17 protein-coding genes, 1 tRNA gene and 1 pseudogene are annotated in these 19,272 nt (G+C 55.8%); 10 read left to right on the top strand and 9 right to left on the bottom strand.

Annotated elements, in window-relative coordinates; genetic code table 11:
- The 4 genes and pseudogenes from Q1B13_RS21425 to Q1B13_RS21410 all read right to left on the bottom strand — a co-directional run.
- The coding region (locus tag Q1B13_RS21425; protein WP_298937184.1) for a hypothetical protein at positions 1-489 on the bottom strand (489 nt) is incomplete at its 3' end.
- Positions 490-676: 187 nt separating this feature from the next.
- Positions 677-882: pseudogene (locus tag Q1B13_RS21420) on the bottom strand (hypothetical protein); the annotation flags it as partial.
- A 102-nt stretch (positions 883-984) separates the two neighbouring features.
- Positions 985-1,167 carry a hypothetical protein gene (locus Q1B13_RS21415; RefSeq protein WP_299083679.1) on the bottom strand — a complete coding sequence of 61 codons (183 nt, stop codon included), beginning with the start codon at positions 1,165-1,167 and terminating at the stop codon, positions 985-987.
- Positions 1,168-1,272: 105 nt separating this feature from the next.
- Positions 1,273-2,199, bottom strand: a complete 927-nt coding sequence (locus tag Q1B13_RS21410) for a LysR substrate-binding domain-containing protein (protein WP_299083677.1) — start codon at positions 2,197-2,199, stop codon at positions 1,273-1,275.
- 361 nt (positions 2,200-2,560) lie between these two features.
- Between Q1B13_RS21410 and Q1B13_RS21405 the strand changes: the two genes are divergently transcribed.
- The 3 genes from Q1B13_RS21405 to Q1B13_RS21395 are packed head-to-tail and all read left to right on the top strand — an operon-like array spanning position 2,561 to position 9,398.
- On the top strand, positions 2,561-6,214 hold the full coding sequence (locus Q1B13_RS21405) for a CHRD domain-containing protein (protein ID WP_299083674.1): 3,654 nt from the start codon (positions 2,561-2,563) through the stop codon (positions 6,212-6,214).
- Between the two features lie 59 nt (positions 6,215-6,273).
- Positions 6,274-8,031 (top strand): type I secretion system permease/ATPase, encoded by a 1,758-nt coding sequence (locus Q1B13_RS21400; RefSeq protein WP_299083672.1) that lies wholly within the window; start codon positions 6,274-6,276, stop codon positions 8,029-8,031.
- Positions 8,028-9,398 (top strand): HlyD family type I secretion periplasmic adaptor subunit, encoded by a 1,371-nt coding sequence (locus Q1B13_RS21395; RefSeq protein ID WP_299083670.1) that lies wholly within the window; start codon positions 8,028-8,030, stop codon positions 9,396-9,398. Before Q1B13_RS21400 ends, Q1B13_RS21395 begins: the two co-directional genes overlap by 4 nt.
- 512 nt (positions 9,399-9,910) lie before the next feature.
- Here the strand turns inward: Q1B13_RS21395 and Q1B13_RS21390 are convergent.
- Both Q1B13_RS21390 and Q1B13_RS21385 read right to left on the bottom strand, forming a co-directional pair.
- A tRNA-Ala gene (locus Q1B13_RS21390) sits at positions 9,911-9,986 on the bottom strand.
- A gap of 143 nt (positions 9,987-10,129) precedes the next feature.
- The gene (locus Q1B13_RS21385) at positions 10,130-10,456 is read right to left on the bottom strand and encodes a TIGR02300 family protein (protein WP_298937178.1); all 327 of its coding nucleotides are present in this window, start codon (positions 10,454-10,456) and stop codon (positions 10,130-10,132) included.
- Positions 10,457-10,556: 100 nt separating this feature from the next.
- Between Q1B13_RS21385 and Q1B13_RS21380 the strand changes: the two genes are divergently transcribed.
- The 3 genes from Q1B13_RS21380 to Q1B13_RS21370 all read left to right on the top strand — a co-directional run bounded on the left by Q1B13_RS21380 (position 10,557) and on the right by Q1B13_RS21370 (position 13,173).
- Positions 10,557-11,252: a M48 family metallopeptidase gene (locus Q1B13_RS21380; RefSeq protein ID WP_299083668.1), complete on the top strand. Its 696-nt coding sequence runs from the start codon at positions 10,557-10,559 to the stop codon at positions 11,250-11,252.
- A 30-nt stretch (positions 11,253-11,282) separates the two neighbouring features.
- Positions 11,283-11,930 (top strand): GntR family transcriptional regulator, encoded by a 648-nt coding sequence (locus tag Q1B13_RS21375; RefSeq protein ID WP_298937176.1) that lies wholly within the window; start codon positions 11,283-11,285, stop codon positions 11,928-11,930.
- A 112-nt stretch (positions 11,931-12,042) separates the two neighbouring features.
- Positions 12,043-13,173, top strand: coding sequence for a lytic murein transglycosylase (locus Q1B13_RS21370; protein WP_298937175.1), 1,131 nt, complete (start codon positions 12,043-12,045; stop codon positions 13,171-13,173).
- 4 nt (positions 13,174-13,177) lie between these two features.
- Here the strand turns inward: Q1B13_RS21370 and Q1B13_RS21365 are convergent, their stop codons facing one another.
- Positions 13,178-14,140 (bottom strand): acetyl-CoA carboxylase carboxyltransferase subunit alpha, encoded by a 963-nt coding sequence (locus tag Q1B13_RS21365; RefSeq protein WP_298937174.1) that lies wholly within the window; start codon positions 14,138-14,140, stop codon positions 13,178-13,180.
- A 124-nt stretch (positions 14,141-14,264) separates the two neighbouring features.
- On the opposite strand from Q1B13_RS21365, the gene Q1B13_RS21360 reads away from it, so the two are divergent.
- The gene (locus tag Q1B13_RS21360; protein WP_299083682.1) at positions 14,265-15,098 is read left to right on the top strand and encodes a GyrI-like domain-containing protein; all 834 of its coding nucleotides are present in this window, start codon (positions 14,265-14,267) and stop codon (positions 15,096-15,098) included.
- Position 15,099: 1 nt separating this feature from the next.
- Here Q1B13_RS21360 and Q1B13_RS21355 read toward each other — a convergent pair whose 3' ends face one another.
- A complete protein-coding gene (locus Q1B13_RS21355) occupies positions 15,100-15,696 on the bottom strand; it encodes a LysE family translocator (RefSeq protein WP_298937173.1) in 597 nt (198 codons plus the stop codon).
- A 73-nt stretch (positions 15,697-15,769) separates the two neighbouring features.
- Between Q1B13_RS21355 and Q1B13_RS21350 the strand changes: the two genes are divergently transcribed.
- Together Q1B13_RS21350 and Q1B13_RS21345 are read left to right on the top strand one after the other, a co-directional pair.
- Positions 15,770-16,222, top strand: a complete 453-nt coding sequence (locus Q1B13_RS21350; protein WP_366871120.1) for an Lrp/AsnC family transcriptional regulator — start codon at positions 15,770-15,772, stop codon at positions 16,220-16,222.
- Positions 16,223-16,338: 116 nt separating this feature from the next.
- Positions 16,339-16,917 carry a PA14 domain-containing protein gene (locus Q1B13_RS21345; RefSeq protein WP_299083662.1) on the top strand — a complete coding sequence of 193 codons (579 nt, stop codon included), beginning with the start codon at positions 16,339-16,341 and terminating at the stop codon, positions 16,915-16,917.
- 72 nt (positions 16,918-16,989) lie between these two features.
- Here Q1B13_RS21345 and Q1B13_RS21340 read toward each other — a convergent pair whose 3' ends face one another.
- On the bottom strand, positions 16,990-17,952 hold the full coding sequence (locus tag Q1B13_RS21340; RefSeq protein ID WP_299083659.1) for an L-malyl-CoA/beta-methylmalyl-CoA lyase: 963 nt from the start codon (positions 17,950-17,952) through the stop codon (positions 16,990-16,992).
- A 294-nt stretch (positions 17,953-18,246) separates the two neighbouring features.
- On the opposite strand from Q1B13_RS21340, the gene dgcN reads away from it, so the two are divergent.
- Positions 18,247-19,248, top strand: coding sequence for an N-acetyltransferase DgcN (gene dgcN / locus Q1B13_RS21335; protein ID WP_299083657.1), 1,002 nt, complete (start codon positions 18,247-18,249; stop codon positions 19,246-19,248).
- Positions 19,249-19,272 lie beyond the last annotated feature (24 nt).

Genomic DNA, 19,272 nt, shown 5'->3' with positions numbered 1-19,272 from the left:
CTGCGGGACAACCCAGCCTTTATCAAAGTAAGCCGTGTCCAGCTCATAGATCCCAGCAGCTTCGTTCAACGCCTTGTTGACCAATGCTGACTTGATTGCCGCATGATCACCGTCATCCAGAGTTTCACTGATCCAACTGTAGCCAAGCGCAACCGCCAACGTGACCCTACTCAAGCCCAGAAAGTTTTCCGGGTACCACGTCTCCAAATCTGCAAGTTGCAAAAGCTCCAGTCTGGCTCGATCCGCATAGCGTTTGTCGCCGGTCAGACGCCACGCCATTCCCATTGTTGTCAACCGCTCAACCGGTTTCTGATCAAAACCAACAAAGCTCTGCCGCAGTTCTGAGGTATCCGATCTGAGCGCTTCCACAATTGTAGGCTGATCCAAATGGGCATCAGCGCTTGCAAGCAAAGCTTCGTATGCCGAAGCGAGAACCGCATCTGTTGTTCTTCTGGTCTCAATCCGTTCAACAACGTTATCGGTCAGCATGATTTGCGGCACCACAGTGTCGGACCAAGCACTGCTGGTGAAGAGGAAAGACAATAACGAAGCTATGATGGGAGTTGGAGCTAGCGACTGTGTCTTACTGAAGGTTGCGTTCACAAAGCCCCTCCGCACGGGAAATTTCAGGCAACTGAACTCTGCAACGTGCAACTAACTCTGTCAAAAAAATACATCACAAGAAATCCGCAAAGTTTGGACTTAGCCTATACTCCAGATCCATAATACTACAGGCAAAACAAGATTGCGCTGCGATTGCGATGGCCGAGACGAACACCTTTAGGCATCTATCATACTGCGTGCGACACGACGCCAATCATTCAGGCGTCCAAACACAATCTCGAACCTATTACGGCACTTGTAGCGACGCTTGCCGTATTTGTTGATGGCTCGGTAAAGCTAAACCGGGTCACCCTAAACTTTGCGCAGATATCTCATCCATGCGTCATGAAAAATCTGAGGCGCGCTTTCGACATCGGGTAGCTATAGCCACCAGATCCGCGTGTCGACTTCCCAGCGGTTCAGCGTTCCATGATCCAGACTCATGCCACGTACTGCCAAGACTTCTTCCAGATTCCGGTATGAAACACCCCAACGCGTGTGGAAGAAGACCGCGTGCAAAACTACTTCTTTCGGAAAGTCGGCGGCCTTCAATGAGACAGCCACGGTCTGCTCCGGTCAAATTCAAGCACGTCGCTATACGAACTGCTTTCGAAATGCCAGTTGGGTGAGTAGCCTAGAATGGTAACCTGGGCGAAAGGGCTGTGATTTTCATTTTTTCTGCGCGTAAGTTGGCTCCACCCCTTTAGGAGGGTTTTGATTAATGTATGCCCCAATTCTGGCTAGCAACGGTTTTCGAGGGCAATTGGGCCGTGTCGCTGCACCAAGGTTTCGCAGATTTCCTGGGCTATCAAACGGGACAAAACACAAAGGCCATCTATCTCGCTTGAATTGCTCAACAGCCAACGCAGAAACGATCGTACAGTCATCGGAGTGGCAAATGTGTCGGCAGATCGTTTCGAACCGTAACGCGGTCAGATCGAATCGTTTGGTGACACGGATCGAAGCATCTTGTCTGGGAAGCCGATCTTCAAGCTCATAGCCGAAACTGTGGGGCAAGCGTATGAAATCATATTCTGGCACGTCCTCAGGCGCTATCGAGGGCAGCCTGCACAATGGGTGCCCTTCGCGCATTGCCAAAAACAGTGGCTCGGACCATATCGAGGTGAAGTCCAACGCCTCGCTATTATTGACTTTCGCGACCAGTGCCATGTCAAGCGTGTGATCTTCGACCATTCGCAACATGTTTTGCGGAAGGTCTTCAATCATCGTAACCCGCATGCTCGGAAACAGCGTGTTGAACAATTCCGAAAAATATTGAGTCAGGTACGGCGCGAGGGTCGGCGTCATTCCAATTTTGAAAGGTACTGCTTCAGGATCGCGAAACTCGGTTGCTGTATCGCGGATTTTTTGCGCATCGTTCAAAATACGACATGCAATTTCGACGACCCTAGCCCCACATGCTGTTGGTCGAACTTCATTATTTAGCCGCAAGAAAATTTCGGTACCTAGCTCCTTTTCCAGCTTCTTAATTTGGTTTGACAACGCTGGTTGTGACACATTGCAAGCGATCGCAGCCTGACTGAACTGGCCGAATTTGGCGATCGAAAGGACGTATTCCAAGTCTCTGATGTTCATCGGTTGCACAATTCACTGTTTGAAGCAGGAGTAACCTTTGTCCAAAAAATATGATCCGAAGCATGTCTTCTAAAGACCGGCAGATGAAATCCGTGGGATTTGCCGCTCACTTTCGCTGACAAGTTTGTCAGTTTACGTAAGTGAATACGGGGAAGCCAAAGAGTTGCCGTTGAAAAACGCCCTGATTTGTTGGGGTTGTCTGTATGCGGTGTCACGGGTTTCGTGAGTATTTGTTTTGGTTATACGCTCGATTTGCAGGATGAATTTTAAGTGAGTTGAAGCGCGACATACTCCTTTGAAGCGTTGGTAGCCCGAAGCAACGAGCCACCTTCACAACGCAACATACCTGACGGAGTGACCCATGCTGTCCCAGTTTTTAGAAAGTCTGCGTGCTCGTCTTTTGACCACGTCATCTTTGGCGCAAGAGACAACTCGCGACGGCCAAACTCTTCTAAACAGTTTTTTCCAAAACACGGTAATAGACGATACCCCTGCTTTTGTTCTGGCAAACGACTTTGCCCGTTTGCTGAATTTCGGCGAAATCACTACCAACAACGCGGTCGCCTCTGTTCAGGCACAGGGCGACGACGTTGATATCTTCAACTTCCGTTCTGGAAGGATCGAGGCCAACAATGGCCCCGACGCTCTGGCGACCGGTGTTCAGGTACAGGGCGGCGCCTCTGTGCGCAACTTCGGTGAGATTGCGGGCGAATTCAATGGTGTGCAGTTTGCAGGCCCCGAAAGCTCGGGGAGTCTGGACAACTTCCGTGGCGGAGTGATCAACTCGGACAGCCGTGCGGTGGACATTCAGGGTCAGGGCATCGATGTTCGTAACTTTGGTGACATCATCGGCACTGGTGATCAGCGCAACGGAACGATCTACACAAACAGTACGGCTGAGGATGTTTCAATTTCGAACTTCGCAGGCGGAACGATTGACGCTGGTGAAGGCAATCAGGGCGCCGGTATCTCGCTGCAGGTTGGTGACGAGGTTGCTGACCGGGTAGAAACCGACGTCTTCAACGGCTTTGGTGCAACCATCCAGGGTCGTGGCCAGGCGGCGGCGAACACATCGCTGGCAGGGGATGGTATTCGCATCGATGATGGCGCCGAAGGTACCATCCTGGAAACCGAAATCATCAACAGCGGCTTGATTTCAACCGAAAGCAATCAGGGTACAGCGGCAGGTATTCGTATCGCGGACGGCGCCAGTGCCGAAGGCGAGATTCTAAACACCTCGACCGGTGTGATCGAAGGCCCCCGTAATGGTCTGTATATCGGCAATGGTGAACATGAACTGGACGTGCTGAACTTTGGTACCATCCAGTCGGGCAGCCGCGCGCTGAATATCGATGGCACAGGCGTGGACGTCGTCAACGGAGGCGACATCCTAGGCACAGGCGATCAGCGCAATGGTACTGTCTATGCCGACGACACAGCGAGCGACTATTTAATCAATAACTTAGCGACCGGTTCGATTGATGCGGGTGAGCACAACGATGGTGCTGGTGTTTCGTTGTCGCTGGCCGCAGACGGCAACGGCGAAGTCGAAATCACCAACGCCGGTTCTATTGCCGGTCGGGGCAACGCTGGCGCTGCGCTTGGTACCGCAGGTGACGGTATTCGTCTGGAAGGTGCCCGTCCGGAGGGCGGTGGTTTTGCGCCTGCATCCTTCACTGGCACGATCATCAACACAGGCTTGGTCACGTCCGAAGGGGCGAACGGAACTGTTGGTGCATTCCGCGCAGTGAACAACGTCAACTTCCAGGGCCAGTTGGTCAACGAGGAATCCGGCGTCTTCGCGGGCGGTCAGAATGGTGTCTATTTTGGCACCGGTGATCATAGTGGGGGTTCCTTCGTGAACCGCGGCATCGCGACTTCGGACAGCCGTGCTGTGAACATCGATGGTGAAGGTCTCGAGGTTGTCAACGAAGGTACAATTCTGGGCACCGGTAACCAGCGCAACGGCACCGTCTATGCCGACGGCACCGCTGACAACTACACATTCTCCAACACCGGTCTGGTCGACGCAGGCGAAGGTAACAACGGCTCAGCCGTTTCGCTGCAAACCGGCGACGTGTCAGGTGATGTGGTGTCGGCTGCCGTTCTGAACGAAGGTACCCTGCAGGGCCGTGGCAACGCGATAGAAGGCAATCAGGTCGGCGACGGTCTGCGCCTTTTTACTAGCCAGGATGATGCATCTTTTGCCGGTGTTGTCGTTAACGAGGGGCTGATCGCGGGTTCCGAGACTTCGGAGGCCGCAGCGGGTCTGCGTGTCGACGGCGGGCTGAATCTTCTGGGTGCGGTCCTGAACGAAGGTGAGATCCGCGGCACAGTCAATGCGATTGATGCCTCGGATGCTGGTTCCGTGACCATTGTCAACGATGACGAGGGTGTCATCAACGGCACTGTTCTGCTGAGCGATGGCGATGACATCTTTGTTGATCTGGGCACCACCAACGGAGATATCGTCGGAGGTGCTGGCGATGACGTTCTGATCGCAGGTGATGCGGACAACGTTCTGACCGGTGGTTTGGGCAATGACTTCATCGACGGTGGTGATGGCATCGACACCGCTGACTTCTCGGATCTGGATGCTGCGGTCGATGTCCGTCTGGACGCCAACGGCAACGGCACCGCCACACGCGACACGGGCTTCAACGTCTCTGTGGTGGATGCGCTAGTTACGGCACCGGATCAGTTCGGTTCGAACATCGCCGACGGAGCTGCCTTCGTGGAGCAGGCCGTTCAGGGCAACCTGTACTACAACGTCCACACTTCAGACTTCCCCGGCGGCGAAATCCGTGGGCAGTTGCTGGTCGACAGCGACGTTACCGAGCAAGGCATTCGTATCGTAACGCTCAGTGGCGGCCTGGACGCGTCACAGGAACCTGGACCGACCTCGGACAGCAGAGCAAGGGGCGATGCAACCGTTGTGATCACTCAGAACCTGGCAACGGGTGAAGTCACCTATTCCAGCGAGCTAAGCGTCGTGGGTCTGAACGAGGCCGATCTGAACACGCCGATCCCGGGTGTTGTTTCAGCCATCCATTTGCACAATGCACCGGCCGGCGCCAATGGTCCGGTTGTACAGGACACGCTGGTGGATGCGGGGGCCACACTGGATGTGGATGCAGTGGGTGGAATCGGTGTCATCGGTCCGGATGTCATCGACAACCAGATCGATACAGACATTCTGCAGTCGATCGAGCGAGTCATCGGATCCGACGACAACGATACGATCGACGTGTCTGGTTTTGACGGAGTCACTGTTGATCTGGACCTGAGCGGCCCTGCGCCGAACCCGGCTGGCAATGGCGATGAGGGTCCGCAGGATGGTGCCATCATCGTGGGCGGTCAGATCGTTGCAGAAGTCGATGACTTTGAAAACGTAGTTGGCTCTAGCGGCGATGACCTGATCCTGGGCAACAACGAGTTCAACATCCTAGACGGTGGTGCGGGCAACGACTCGATCCACTCATTCGGTGGTGCTGACGTCATCATCGGTGGTGAAGGTATCGATACGGCACTGTTCACCGCAGGACCAGGTGTTGTTCTGGATCTCGACGAAGAAGGCAATGGTGTCGCTACGATCAACGCACCGGACGGAGCCACTCTGGATCAGGTGTTTGGGTTCGAGAACATCAACGGCTCGAACAACGCCGGTAGCCCAAATGGTGGCAATGATGTGCTGTCTGGCAACTCGGGGTCCAATACCTTGAATGGTCAGGCTGGTGATGACGTACTGAACGGTGAGGGTGGCAATGACGTCCTGATCGGTGGTGCTGGCGCCGACACCTTTGTATTTGCTGGTGGTTTTGGCGACGATGTCATTCAGGATTTCGAAGTCGGTCTCGACCAGCTTCAGTTCGGTGACTTCGGTCCGGATTTCGACAGTAACGTGAATGTCGCTCAGGACGGCAACGATGCCCTGATCACCTTCGGCGATGAAGGCTCGGTTCGGCTTTCGGGCGTGAACAGCGCGGATCTGACCGACGATGACTTTGTAGTGTAATCGATCAACAGCGGGGCGGCGTAAGTCGCCCCGTTTGCTTTCCCGGAAAGGGTTGTCAAATGTTACAGAACTCCAATCCTGTCAAATCCGCCTGGGCTTCGCTGCGCAAAGGCTTTGTTGCGGTCGCCTTCTTTAGTCTTTTTCTAAATCTTTTGATGTTGGCCGGGCCGCTTTACATGCTGCAGGTCTATGATCGGGTGCTGACCAGCCAGAACGTTGATACGCTGATTGCCCTGTCTGTCCTTCTGGCAGGTGTTTTTGTTGTTATTGCGTGTCTTGACCTAATGCGGATGCGCATTCTTGGCCGCCTGGCTGCCCGGTTCGAGATGGGTGTTGGCGCGCCGGTCCTTGGGGCTGCGATGCGTCGTCGCGTACAAGGTGAAAGCGAAGCGGGCGAAAATTTGGTGGAAGACATCAACGGATTTCGCGAGTTCATTTCAGGCACGACCCTAACCGCCTTTTTTGATGCGCCGTGGATTCCGATCTACCTGCTCGTGCTTTATGTTCTTCATCCTTTTCTCGGCCTGCTCGGTCTGGCCGGAGCCGTCACACTGACAATCATGGCTTTAATCAACAACGCCCGCGCCCGCGCGCCTATGCAACAGGCGTCGACGGCCCGTGGTCGATCGGACGCGCTGTTCAACACCAGTGAGCGGAACGCAGAGCTGGTGCATGCGCTTGGTATGAAATCTGATCTGGTGCGGCGCTGGGTTGCCTTGCAAGCCGACGCGCACCAGCACAAGACCCGCGCTGCTGATCGGATCGCAGGGTTTTCGGTTATGTCCAAGACCGTTCGAATGGGGTTGCAATCTGCTATCCTCGGCCTGGGCGCTGCGCTTGCCATAACCGGGGAAACAACCGCAGGCGTCATGATTGCGGCAACTATCGTTTTGGCGCGCGCGCTATCACCGATTGATCAGCTGATCGGTCAGTGGCGGACTTTTTTGGCTGCGCGGGGCTCTTACGCTAAGATCAAAGCCTTGACCGAAGAGTTTGCGGACGCCCCCGCGAATTTGCATTTACCCCGCGCGTTCAAGTCGCTCGACGTCAGAATCACGCAGGCTGGACCGCCGCGCGCCATCACTGCCACAGTCCGTTCGATTGATTTCAACCTAAGGGCTGGCGACGTTCTGGCCGTCATCGGTCACAGCGGGTCTGGTAAAACCACGCTGGGCAAGATGCTGGCCGGCATCTGGTTTCCACAGCGCGGTGAAGTTTTGCTGGACGGCAGCCCGATGTCCAAATGGAACCATGAGGATCTGGGTAAGCAGATCGGCTATCTGCCACAGGATGTAGATTTGTTTGACGGGACAATCCGCGAAAACATCGGCCGGTTCTCAAACGCAATTGACGACGCCGAAGTGTTGCGCGCCGCACGGGAAGCAGGCGTTCACGAGTTAATAAGCGGGCTTCCCGATGGGTATGAGACCCGCATAGGTAAAGGTTTCTTTCTGTCCGGCGGTCAACGGCAGCGGCTGGGTTTGGCGCGTGCGCTTTACGGTGATCCATTCGTTCTGGTTCTGGATGAGCCGAACTCGGATCTTGACGCCGACGGCGAGCAGGCTCTTCGCAACGCAATCCTGGCGGCAAAAGCGCGCGGGGCAATTGCCGTCGTCATGACCCATCGTCCGGCAACATTGCAAGCAGCCAACAAAGTGATGGTGATGCGCAACGGGGCTCAAACCCAGTTTGGCAACAAAGAAGAAGTACTGAAGGTCAACCGCCGCAACGTGCTGGACAAACCAGTCAAAGCAAACGCGCCCGAACTTGTCGCGCGTCTTGCCGATAAAACTCAGATCAGTGGAGCAGCTCAATGACACATCTGGTTCAACATTCTCAGTCGCGCAACGCACTACACATGAATGAAGGTCAGTTGAACGAGGTCACGGACGCCTCTTCTGGCATTGGACGGTATGTCTTGTTCGGGCTTTTCACTTTGATGGCGTTTGTCGGCGGCAGCGCGTATTGGGCCTTTGCCTCGAAACTGGATGGCGCTGTGGTTGCGCCTGCCTCGTTCGTGGTAAAGGGTGATCGCAAAACGGTCGAGCACCTGGATGGCGGCATCATACGATCCATTCTGGTCAGCGACGGCGAGTTTGTCGAGAAAGGACAACCTTTGGTCCAGCTCGACAGCACGGATATCGACGTGGACCTGAGTGTATTGGGCAGTCAGTTGGGTGAACTATCAGTGCGTCGCGGGCGTCTTTTGGCCCAAATGAGACGACAAGTTAAGTTCGATGAAGCTGACGGCCTAGCAGCGTACCGTGAGGGTATGGACCGCTTGCACTGGTACCCTGCTTATCTGACACAGAAACAATTGTTTGATGCAGAAGCCCGCGCCCGACAAACCGAAGCCGAGATCAACGCGCAACGTATTTCGGGTTTGCGGGCTCAGATTGCAGGCTTAAGTGAGCAGCGCAATGCGACCCAAAATCAGATCGACATCACCCGGACCGAGTTGTCGAACCTGCAATCCCTTCTGGAAAAGGGGCTGGTCGCTGCTACCCGGGTTAGTTCCAGGCAAATTGAACTGCAACGCCTTAGCGGTGTTGATGCCTCGCTGCGCACGCAGATTGCTCAGGCTGAAAGCCAGGTACATGAATTAACACTGGCCCTGGTCAGTCAACGGAAACTCCGCGACGAAGTCATCGCTGGTGAACTGGCTATGGTACAGGCGCAGCTAGATACTGTTACTCCGCAATACTTTGGCACACTGGAACGCCGAAAACGGGCCATAGTATTAGCTCCCGCAAGAGGCCGCATCGTCAACTTGATTGCATCTACCATTGGTGGAGTTGTTCGCCCCGGCGAACACATCATGGACATTGTCCCTGACGGTCAAAGTCTGATTGTCGAGGCGAGGGTTCAAACAAGTGATATTGACAAACTGCAGATTGGTCAGTCGGCTAGGGTGCGATTGTCCGCCTTTGCGACAGCCGACATCCCAGAAGCCAACGGGCAGATATTTGACATCTCTGCCGACGCGCTGGAAGACGAGCGCACTGGAGAGCCGTTTTTCAAAGCGCGGGTCAAATTGGACGACCACCAACCCCTGGCCGTCGCTGCGTTGGAACTAGTTCCGGGTATGCCTGCTGACTTGTTTGTTAATACTGGGGAACGGGCCGTGATTGACTATCTGACACTGCCAATCAAAGACCGGCTTAACAGGACCTTTATTGAGTAAGCGCACTAAGGATCGGGTGTGTCGCAAACTTAGGGTCCTGACTAACGAGCACTCGGAGCGGCATTAGTATGGGACAGGTCCATCGTTACCCATCTCATAGAGGTGGATTGAGGTATACATGCGCTCTTTCTCAAGCTCGGCATCGCGGCCGAGTTCACCCCAGCGCGCCTTCGCTTTTTTAGTTATTCTTGAAGTGCTCATACATCTTTGCGCGCAGTTCGCCGTGGTTCATGCCTGATGCATTTAATTGGGTAGTTGGCGTTTCGCCGCACTCTGCAAGATGCCATGCCAGAGGATCAACCTCTTCAGGGCATCTCGTACGCAATGACACCCGAAGGTCCTACGTGAGGCGTTTGGTCTTTTGTGGGGTTTTGGTCTTGTGTCGGGCAGTGGCAGCGGGAGTAGTAGATGCCGTGTCTGGACAGCGAAAGACACGCATGCAGCTTCATTTTGAGTCACACCTGTGTGTCACGCGGCTCTAATGTTTGCTTTTGAGTTATTCTATTAGGATTTGGTGGAGCCTAGGGGATTCGAACCCCTGACCTCTTGCATGCCATGCAAGCGCTCTCCCAACTGAGCTAAGGCCCCATACTGGTACCGCATCGGCGGTGGGCGGACGTTTATGAGACGGCGCGGTTGAGTTCAAGTCCAAAATTGGATTTGCGAGAAAAGTTTCCGCTCGCGTTAGCCGCGAGTTGGAACGAGGCGGCCGTGGCCGCCTCGTACCGAATTTAGCTTTCGTCTTCTGCCGCGATGTCGGTGATCTCGTCCAACGATACATCATCGTTGCCGTCATCATCATCGTCCAGAAGATCGTCGTCGAGTTCGACGTCGACGGTATCATCCTCTTCAAGAGTCACTTCTTCTTCGGATGTTTCTTTGCGCGCCTTGGCCGACGCAGCGTCTTCGGCATCTGCCGCAATCATGCGGCTTTTGCCGGTTTCAAGCTCCACGACATCGCCGGTGTAGGGGCTGATGATCGGGTCTTTGTTCAGGTCGTAAAATCGCTTACCGGTGGTCGGGCAAACACGCTTTACGCCCCATTCTTCCTTGGGCATGTCAAATCCCCTTGATATCAGGTGTGTCGTCTAAATGATTCAGCTCACCTGCCACAGGCGGCGGGCACTGTCAAAGCCTTTGCGCAGGAGAAATTGCAATATGGAAGATCACGCATTGCCGGGGACGCCTCCTGTGCCGCTGACATTGCGAAAATCAGCGCGTGCGCGGCGTATCAGTTTGCGGATTTCCCAATTGGATGGGCGGGTTACACTGACTTATCCGCAAGGTATTCCCGAGTCTGAGGCGCTGAGTTTTGCGCGCACCAAGGAAGAATGGATAAGGCAGCACCTACAAGAACAGCCAGTTCTGGCAGAGGTTCAAATCGGACTGACGATCCCAGTTGAAGGGTCTGACCGCCGAATCGTTCCCACGTCCGGCCGACGGGTGTTGTTGCAGCCCGATGCGGTCGCCGTTCCTGCCGGGGCTGAGCCGCGTCGATTGGCTCGGTTTTTGAAAGAACTTGCGCGGGATCGATTGACCGGAGCCTGCGATGACTATGCGGCGATTCTGGGTCGTTCATATACCAGCCTGAGCCTTCGTGATACGCGGTCCCGGTGGGGGTCTTGCAGTTCGCAAGGCGGACTTATGTTCTCATGGCGATTGATCCTCGCGCCGCCAGAGGTCTTGCACTATGTGGCGGCACATGAGGTGGCACATCTGGCTGAAATGAACCATTCGCCCGCATTTTGGTCGCAGGTCGAGCGAATATTTGGCCCGTACGAAAAGCAGCGTCGATGGTTGCGGGATAATGGGGCAGAATTGCACCGCTACAGGTTTGATGCATCGCCCAGTTGACCCCAAAGGTTTTTGTGATCACATGGGGCTATGTTAAGTACACGTCCAACTGACAGCCAGCCAGCCACTCATGACCGGGTGTATCGCGCCCTTCGATCACGCATTATGCATGGCGAGATTGCCCCGGGCCAGGCGCTGACGTTGCGTGGCATCGGCAAGGAATTCGGAGTGTCGATGACGCCGGCGCGCGAAGCTGTGCGCCGCTTATCCGCTGAAGGGGCGCTGTTCTTGTCATCATCTGGACGCGTGTCGACTCCCGAGCTTACAAATGACCGGATCGAGGAACTGGCCGCGCTGCGAGCGCTTCTCGAGGTTGAACTGGCCAGCCGGGCTTTGCCACGCGCGCACATTGCTTTGATCGACCGGTTGCAGAGCATCAACATGAACGTGGCTGAGATGGTGACCAAGCGCGATGCGGTTGGATACATTCGCGCCAATCTGGAATTCCACCGGACGCTTTATCTACGCGCGCAGGCCCCAGCAATGTTGGCGATTGCCGAGACGGTGTGGTTGCAACTGGGCCCCACGATGCGCGCGTTGTACGGGCGGCTCAGACGCACCGAGCCTCCTCATTATCACAAACTGATTATCGCTGCGCTCAAGGCCGGAGACGAGCCAGGGCTGCGGTTGGCCGTGCGCTCGGATGTGACCCAAGGTCTGCGTCTTTTGGTGAGTTGAGCGGCTTGTTGCCGACCTGCCAACCGGCTGCAAGGCAATGCGCACAGTTCTGGTCTGAGAAAGCCGACTGCGTTACGCTGAGGCAAATCACAAACAAGAGCAGATTACAGTCATGATCAATCGACGGACCTTTTCTATCGGGCTTGGGTCAACACTGCTGGCCGCCTGTACAGGTGGCGGAGTGCCATCCAGCGCGCCGGCATCGCGCATGCGACCGGTTCCCAACACAGGTTGGGATGCGTGGGTAACAAATTTCAAAGGGCGTGCTGTCTCTCAGGGAATTTCCCAGACCACGATCGACCGCGCTTTCGTCGGGGCAGGGTATCTGCCTGATGTGATCGAGCGTGACCGCAATCAGGTCGAATTCAAACGCTCGCTGGAAGACTATCTTGCGATCGCAGCCTCGGATGAACGCATCAGTACCGGTCAGCAGATGCTGCAACGCTATGGCCCCGTTTTGTCGCAGATCGAGTCGCAGTATGGCGTCGACAAAGAAGTGGTCGTCGCCGTCTGGGGGCTTGAAAGCCGCTATGGCGAGCGACGTGGTGACGTTCCTGTGGTCTCGGCGCTGTCGACCTTGGCCTATGACGGGCGGCGTGGTCAGTTCTTTGAAAGCCAGTTGGTCGCGGCGATGAAAATTCTGCAGAATGGCGATACGACACCTGCCAATATGACGGGCAGCTGGGCCGGAGCCATGGGGCACACCCAGTTCATCCCAACCTCTTACCTGGCCTATGCCGTGGACTTCACCGGGGACGGGCGCAGGGATATCTGGTCAGATGACCCGACGGATTCACTGGCTTCGACAGCCGCGTACCTGTCGCGCGCCGGCTGGGTACGTGGGCAACCCTGGGGTGGAGAGGCTGGAACAGTATCCGGTACACCGGTGGCCGTTCTGCAGCCACAGACACCGGGACCACGGATCGCCGTGTTCCGCAACTTTCAGGTGATCAAGCGCTACAACAACTCGGACAGCTACGCGATTGGCGTTGGGCATTTGTCAGACCGGATTGCGGGTGGTGCGCCGTTTCAGACCTCATTCGGACCAGATGCCACCGGCCTGACGCTGGAAGATCGCAAGGACCTTCAGCGCCGCCTGACGTCGGCAGGATATGACACGCAAGGTGCGGATGGTGTGATTGGTAAAAACACCGAAGCCGCGATCAGCGCGTATCAGCGGGCCAATGGTTTGCCGGTGACCGGAGACCCGTCTGTTACGCTGCTGCGCCAGCTTGGTGGTTGAAGGTTTAAGCCGCCAACCCTTTTGAACCGATATCCAGAAACTTCTGACGGCGGTCCTTGATCAGGGCCGCCGAATCCTTGCCGTCCAGCTCTTTCAGCATTGCAGCGATCGCGGCCCGTACCGATTCAACCGTTGCTTCACGATCCCGATGGGCGCCGCCTTTGGGTTCGGTGATGATCCGGTCACAAACGCCTAGCTTGTAAAGGTCCTGAGCAGTCAGACGCAACGCTTCGGCCGCCTCGCGCATCTTCTCGGAATCCTTCCATAGGATCGAGGCGCAGCCTTCAGGTGAAATCACCGAGTACACCGAATGCTCCAGCATTGCGACGCGGTTGGCCGTGGCAAATGCGACCGCGCCACCCGACCCGCCTTCACCGATAATCACGGAAACCAGAGGCACACCAATCTTCAGGCACATCTCCGTCGACCGTGCGATGGCTTCGGACTGGCCGCGTTCTTCGGCACCTTTGCCCGGATACGCGCCTGCTGTGTCAATCAGAGTGATCACCGGCAAGCCAAAGCGCCCCGCCATTTCCATCAGGCGTACAGCCTTGCGGTACCCTTCGGGCCGCGCCATGCCAAAGTTGCGTTCGATCCGCGACTTTGTGTCCGAGCCCTTTTCGTGCCCGATCACCATGACGGGCTGATCGTTGAACCGCGCCAGACCACCGATCACCGCCAGATCGTCAGCAAAGTTTCGGTCGCCCGCTAACGGGGTAAACTCAGTGAAAAGCGCATCAACATAGTTGTTGCAATGCGGGCGCTCAGGGTGACGCGCTACCTGACATTTCCGCCAGGGGGTCAGTTCTGCATAAAGCTCGTCCAGCAGTTTGGCGGCCTTGGTATCCAGCGCAGCTGCTTCTTCGGCCACGTCCATCTCTTCATTGGCGCGGGCCAGCGCACGCAATTCTTCGGCTTTGCCTTCGATCTCGGCCAGCGGTTTTTCGAAATCCAGATACTGGGTCATGACGCCTCTCAACGCGGAAGTTCCCTGCTATATGACCAAAGGTCGCCCGGGATGCAACTCAGCAAGATTTGTGGGTTGGGAATATGCGACCTCGGTAGGGCAAGCAGACGAAAGGGATATCCTTATGGCCACAAGCTATGAAGACCGTGTGTTGCGCGTATTGGCCTATATCCATGACAATCCCGCAGGTGACCTGTCTTTGGACACGCTGGCGGATGTCGCAGCCATGTCGCGGTTTCACTGGCACCGTGTTTTTCGCGCGCTCACCGGTGAAACCTGTGCGCAATCCGTGCGGCGCTTGCGGTTGCACCGCGCCGCCATCTGGCTGGTGCAATCGGACAAGCCAGTTGCACAGATCGCGGTCGAGGTCGGTTATCCCAATCTAAAGTCTTTTGCGCGGGCCTTTTCCGAGGCCTACGGCAGAAGCCCCACAGCCTTTCGCAAGGTCGGGCAGTTTCTGCCAGCCAACCCTCATTTCAAAACCGGAGAATATCCAATGCATCCCGTTACAACACGTACCGAACCCGCACGTCGCGTTGTCGCCCTGCCGCACAAAGGGGCCTATGGCGAAATAGGCAAGAGCTTTGAGGCCTTTAGTGCCCTGTGCGAGTCGCGCGAATTGTGGTCCAAGGTGGGCCCGGTGATTGGTCTGTACCTCGACAGCCCTGACACGGTGCCCGAAGATCAGCTGCGCAGCTTTGCGGGGGCCGAATACCGAGGGGATCAGACACCTGAAGGAATGGATGACCTTAAGATTCAGGGTGGAAAAACGGCAGTGCTGACGTTCAAAGGACCGTATTCCGGCCTTCACGCCGCCTACCACAGCTTGTTTGGCAACTGGCTTCCGGAATCGGGTGAAGAACCGGCAGATCAACCGTGTTACGAGATCTACCTGAACGACCCCCGTGAAACCCCGCCAGAAGAACTGCTGACCGAAATCTGCCTGCCGCTGAAGTGATCTAGCTTGGCCAGAGAACCGGGTAGAGCGAGGCCACAAGCAACGCTGCCATGGTCCAATTGAACACCAGCAACCGGCGCGGGTTGGTCAAGATCCGCGCCATCTGCTGCCCCAGCAACGTCCACGTGCTGACGGATGGTAAGTTGATCGCACCAAACACCAGCGCGACGACCACAATTGCATTCAACGTCTGATCAGGTGTGTAAGCCGTTGTCGCTGTCAACGCCATCGCCCAAGCCTTTGGATTGACCCATTGAAAGACAGCGGCCTGCAGAAAAGTCATTGGTGTGCCTGACAGATCTTGTCCCTGCGCCGGTGCGGCATGTGCGATCTTCCAGGCGAGATAGAGCAGATAGGCAACCGATGCGAATTTAAGGACGGTGTAGCTGATGGGATACCGGTCGAACACCTGAACCAGACCGGTGCCGACAAGCAAAACCATGAAGGTAAACCCCAGACCAATTCCCAGCATATGCGGGATTGTTCGCCGGAACCCAAAATTTGCGCCTGAGGCCATCAACATCAGATTGTTCGGACCCGGCGTGATCGAGGACACGAAGGCAAAAGTGATCAGGGCCAGCAATATGTCATAAGTCATGTTGCGGATAATTGCCGCTTTGGGGGCAAATGAAATTGCGTTTTCGTGCGCTTATGCATATTTGCTGCAACTAATGGCGAAAACTGATCGAATAAACCAAGAAATATTGCGTGAGCTTTCTTTGGATGGGCGTATCAGCAATCTGGAACTTGCAGATCGCGTCGGTCTGTCCCCATCTGCCTGTCTGCGCCGTGTGCAAGAGCTTGAGCGGGCTGGTGTCATTACCGGCTACCGGGCGGTTTTGAACCCGGCGGCACTGGGCGTTGGGTTTGTCGCCTATATCGGTGTTGGTCTGGGAGAGCACACCAAAGCGGCCCAAGAAGGCTTCGAACGCGCGCTGCAACAGGCGCCTGAGGTGGTCGAGTGTCATAACATCACGGGCACCATCGAATATCTGCTGCGGGTCGAATGTGCCGACCTGCCATCTTACAAAACGTTCCATACCGAGGTGCTGGGAACCTTGCCGCATGTCACCTCAATTACGTCTTATGTGGTGATGGGATCGCCCAAGGATTTGCGGGCTTGACGGTGAAATTGTGAACTTTCACGCTCTTGCAGGGTAAAAAATCACGTCCTAGTGTCATCCCAAGGACGTTGCCAACGGGGCTAATCCCAAAATAAGGCGCGCACAGGGAGACAAATATGAACTACGTTCGAACCGGGGCGATGGCGTTTGCCATTGCGCTTATCGCCGGAGCTGCCGTTGCAGCCCCTCTGAAATTGCAACCTGCAAGCCCGCAGCCCAGCCCCAAGGCAGGGCTGGATGTGAGATACGCGTGGGAGGGAAATCCCCCTCGGAAAATTCAGAACCTGTCCAAAGTGGACCACCTTTTGAAGAAGGCAAAAGCGGGGCCGCCTTTGAAGGGCCTGGACTATCGCGATACTGAAGATGGTGACCCTGTTCTGACGTTTGGCAAGGCCTACAACGTTGCCGCCGACATTTCCGGATACATTCGTTTCGACTCTGCTGGCGTCTATGAGTTGGAGACATGGTCAAATGATGGGCTTGAAGCGTGGGTCGGTGGCCAGCAGATTGGATATGTGAACGGGCGTCAGCCGTGCGAAGCCAATCAACGGACCGAGGTCGAAGTTCCGCAGGCGGGTTGGTACCCATTGAAGATTAAGTATTTCCAGAAATACGGGTCATCTTGCCTGATGATGAAATGGGGTAAGCAGGGCGAACGCTTCACCTGGACGCCGAACGATGTGTTTGGCCGCTGACCCGAAAAGACGGTCGACTAGAAACAATCAAAGGCGCCATACCGGCGCCTTTGATTTGGGTTCTTACGGCTATTAGCCGTTCGATGCGATCAGTTCCGCCTGAGCAACGATAACCTCGGCCTGCTTGATCGACGCGATGTCGACCAGTCGGCCTTTGTAGACAGTTGCGCCTTCACCATTCGCTTTGGCTTGTTCCATCGCGGCCAGGATTTCACGGGCCTCTGAAACGGCCTCATCTGTTGGGGTGAAAACCTGATTGGCCAGCGCGATTTGTTTGGGGTGAATGGCCCATTTTCCGACCATGCCCAGCGTTGCGGACCGTTTGGCCTGTGCGATGTACCCGTCGTCATCCGAGAAATCCCCGAACGGGCCGTCGACCGGCAGCACGCCATGTGTGCGACACGCGGCGACGATTGCAGCCTGCGCCCAATGCCACGGATCGGACCAGTGTTTTTCGCCTTCGCGCAGCATGTAGTAGTTTTCCTGTGTGCCGCCGATGCCTGTGGTCTGCATGCCCATCGAAGCGGCAAAATCCGCGGCCCCCAGGCTCATCGCTTGCATCCGGGGGGATGAAGCAGCGATTTCCTCGACATGCGCAACGCCGGCTGCGGATTCGATGATGACCTCGAACGAGATCGGTTTGGTCCGCCCCTTGGCGCGTTCGATCGCTGTGACCAGCGCGTCAACTGCATAGACATCTGCCGCACAACCAACCTTTGGGATCATGATCTGATCCAGACGATCCCCGGCTTGTTCCAGCACATCGACCACGTCGCGGTACCAATAGGGCGTATCCAACCCGTTGATGCGAATGGACATGTATTTGTCGCCCCAATCGACGGTGTTCAGCGCCTCGATCACATTGGCGCGCGCGGTATCCTTGTCCGACGGGGCCACCGAGTCCTCAAGATCCAGATTGATGACATCCGCGGCTGATGCCGCCATCTTAGGGAACAGCTTTGTGTTCGAACCGGGGCCAAACAACTGGCAGCGATTGGGCCGAGCCGGTGCGGCGGGTTGGATGCGGAAACTCATCTGGACCTCACGTGAGTAATGAAATTACGATTTTCTTGCTCAATGAGGTATTAAATTGCGCAGAGTAGCGCAAGCATCATTGTGCAAGTGCGGCAATGCAAGCGCAGAATATACGTCGATAAGCTGGAAACGAGCGATGAAAGTTTGATCAGTTTGGAAACTTCGAAGATTTTCGCGTCGATTCATAAAAATGCGCAAGAATACTGCATGCGTATACAAGGCGGCCAACTAAAACGCGAAATGCTCGTCTTGTTGCTTCTCTAGCTTATGCCAGAATCAAAGGAGTGCACCGCAATGATCGAGACACCGTATCTGCTGTTTTTGGGCGATGCGCCCGACCAATTGGCAGCCAAAGTGGCTATAGGTATTAAGGATTGGCGCCCGGAAAACGCTGTAGGGCAATACCGGATGGACGGGTGCAAAGCGGATCTGGGCCTGACCGACATGACTTTGGCCGAGGCGCGCGACGCAGGTGCCAAGACGCTCGTCATCGGGGTGGCCAACCGTGGTGGTGTGATCAGCCAGGAATGGAAAAAGGTTCTGGTGATGGCGCTGGAGGAAGGTTTTGATCTGGCGTCCGGCTTGCATAACTTGCTGCGTGACGAACCGGATCTAGTCGCCGTTGCCGAGGCCACCGGTCGCAAATTGCACGATGTCCGTGTGCCCGAAGTCGAATATCCGATCGCTAATGGCATCAAACGCAAAGGTAAGCGCTGTCTTGCCGTGGGCACCGATTGCTCGGTTGGTAAGATGTACACCGCCATGGCAATGGATGCCGAGATGCGTAAGCGGGGTATGAAGTCCACCTTCCGCGCCACTGGTCAGACCGGCATTCTGATCACTGGTGACGGTGTTCCATTGGACGCGGTGATCGCGGACTTCATGGCCGGTTCAGTCGAATGGCTGACGCCGGACAATGACGACGACCACTGGGACCTGATCGAAGGGCAGGGGTCCTTGTTCCACGTGTCTTATTCCGGCGTGACTATGGCGCTGATCCACGGAGGTCAGCCGGACGCATTGATCCTGTCCCATGAGCCGACCCGTGAACACATGCGCGGACTGCCAACCTATCAGTTACCGTCGCTTGCAACTCTTCGGGATACAGCGTTGGAACTGGCCAAGGTTGCGAACCCGGAGTGTCAGGTCGTTGGCATCTCGGTCAACACTCAGCACATGAGCGAAGCAGATGCGAGTGCATATCTGGCTAGGGTTGAGGAAGAAATGGGTCTGCCTGCGACTGATCCGTTCCGCTTTGGCTCGGGCAAGCTGGTCGACGCGTTGGCGACAATGTAAAAGGTTCGGATGCTGCGTGCCCAA

Origin of the sequence: uncultured Ruegeria sp. (assembly GCF_947489545.1) — a bacterium.
Classification (GTDB): domain Bacteria; phylum Pseudomonadota; class Alphaproteobacteria; order Rhodobacterales; family Rhodobacteraceae; genus Ruegeria.
The sequence above is the reverse complement of the archived record's forward strand: the minus strand, read 5'-3'. Positions and strand labels throughout refer to the sequence as shown.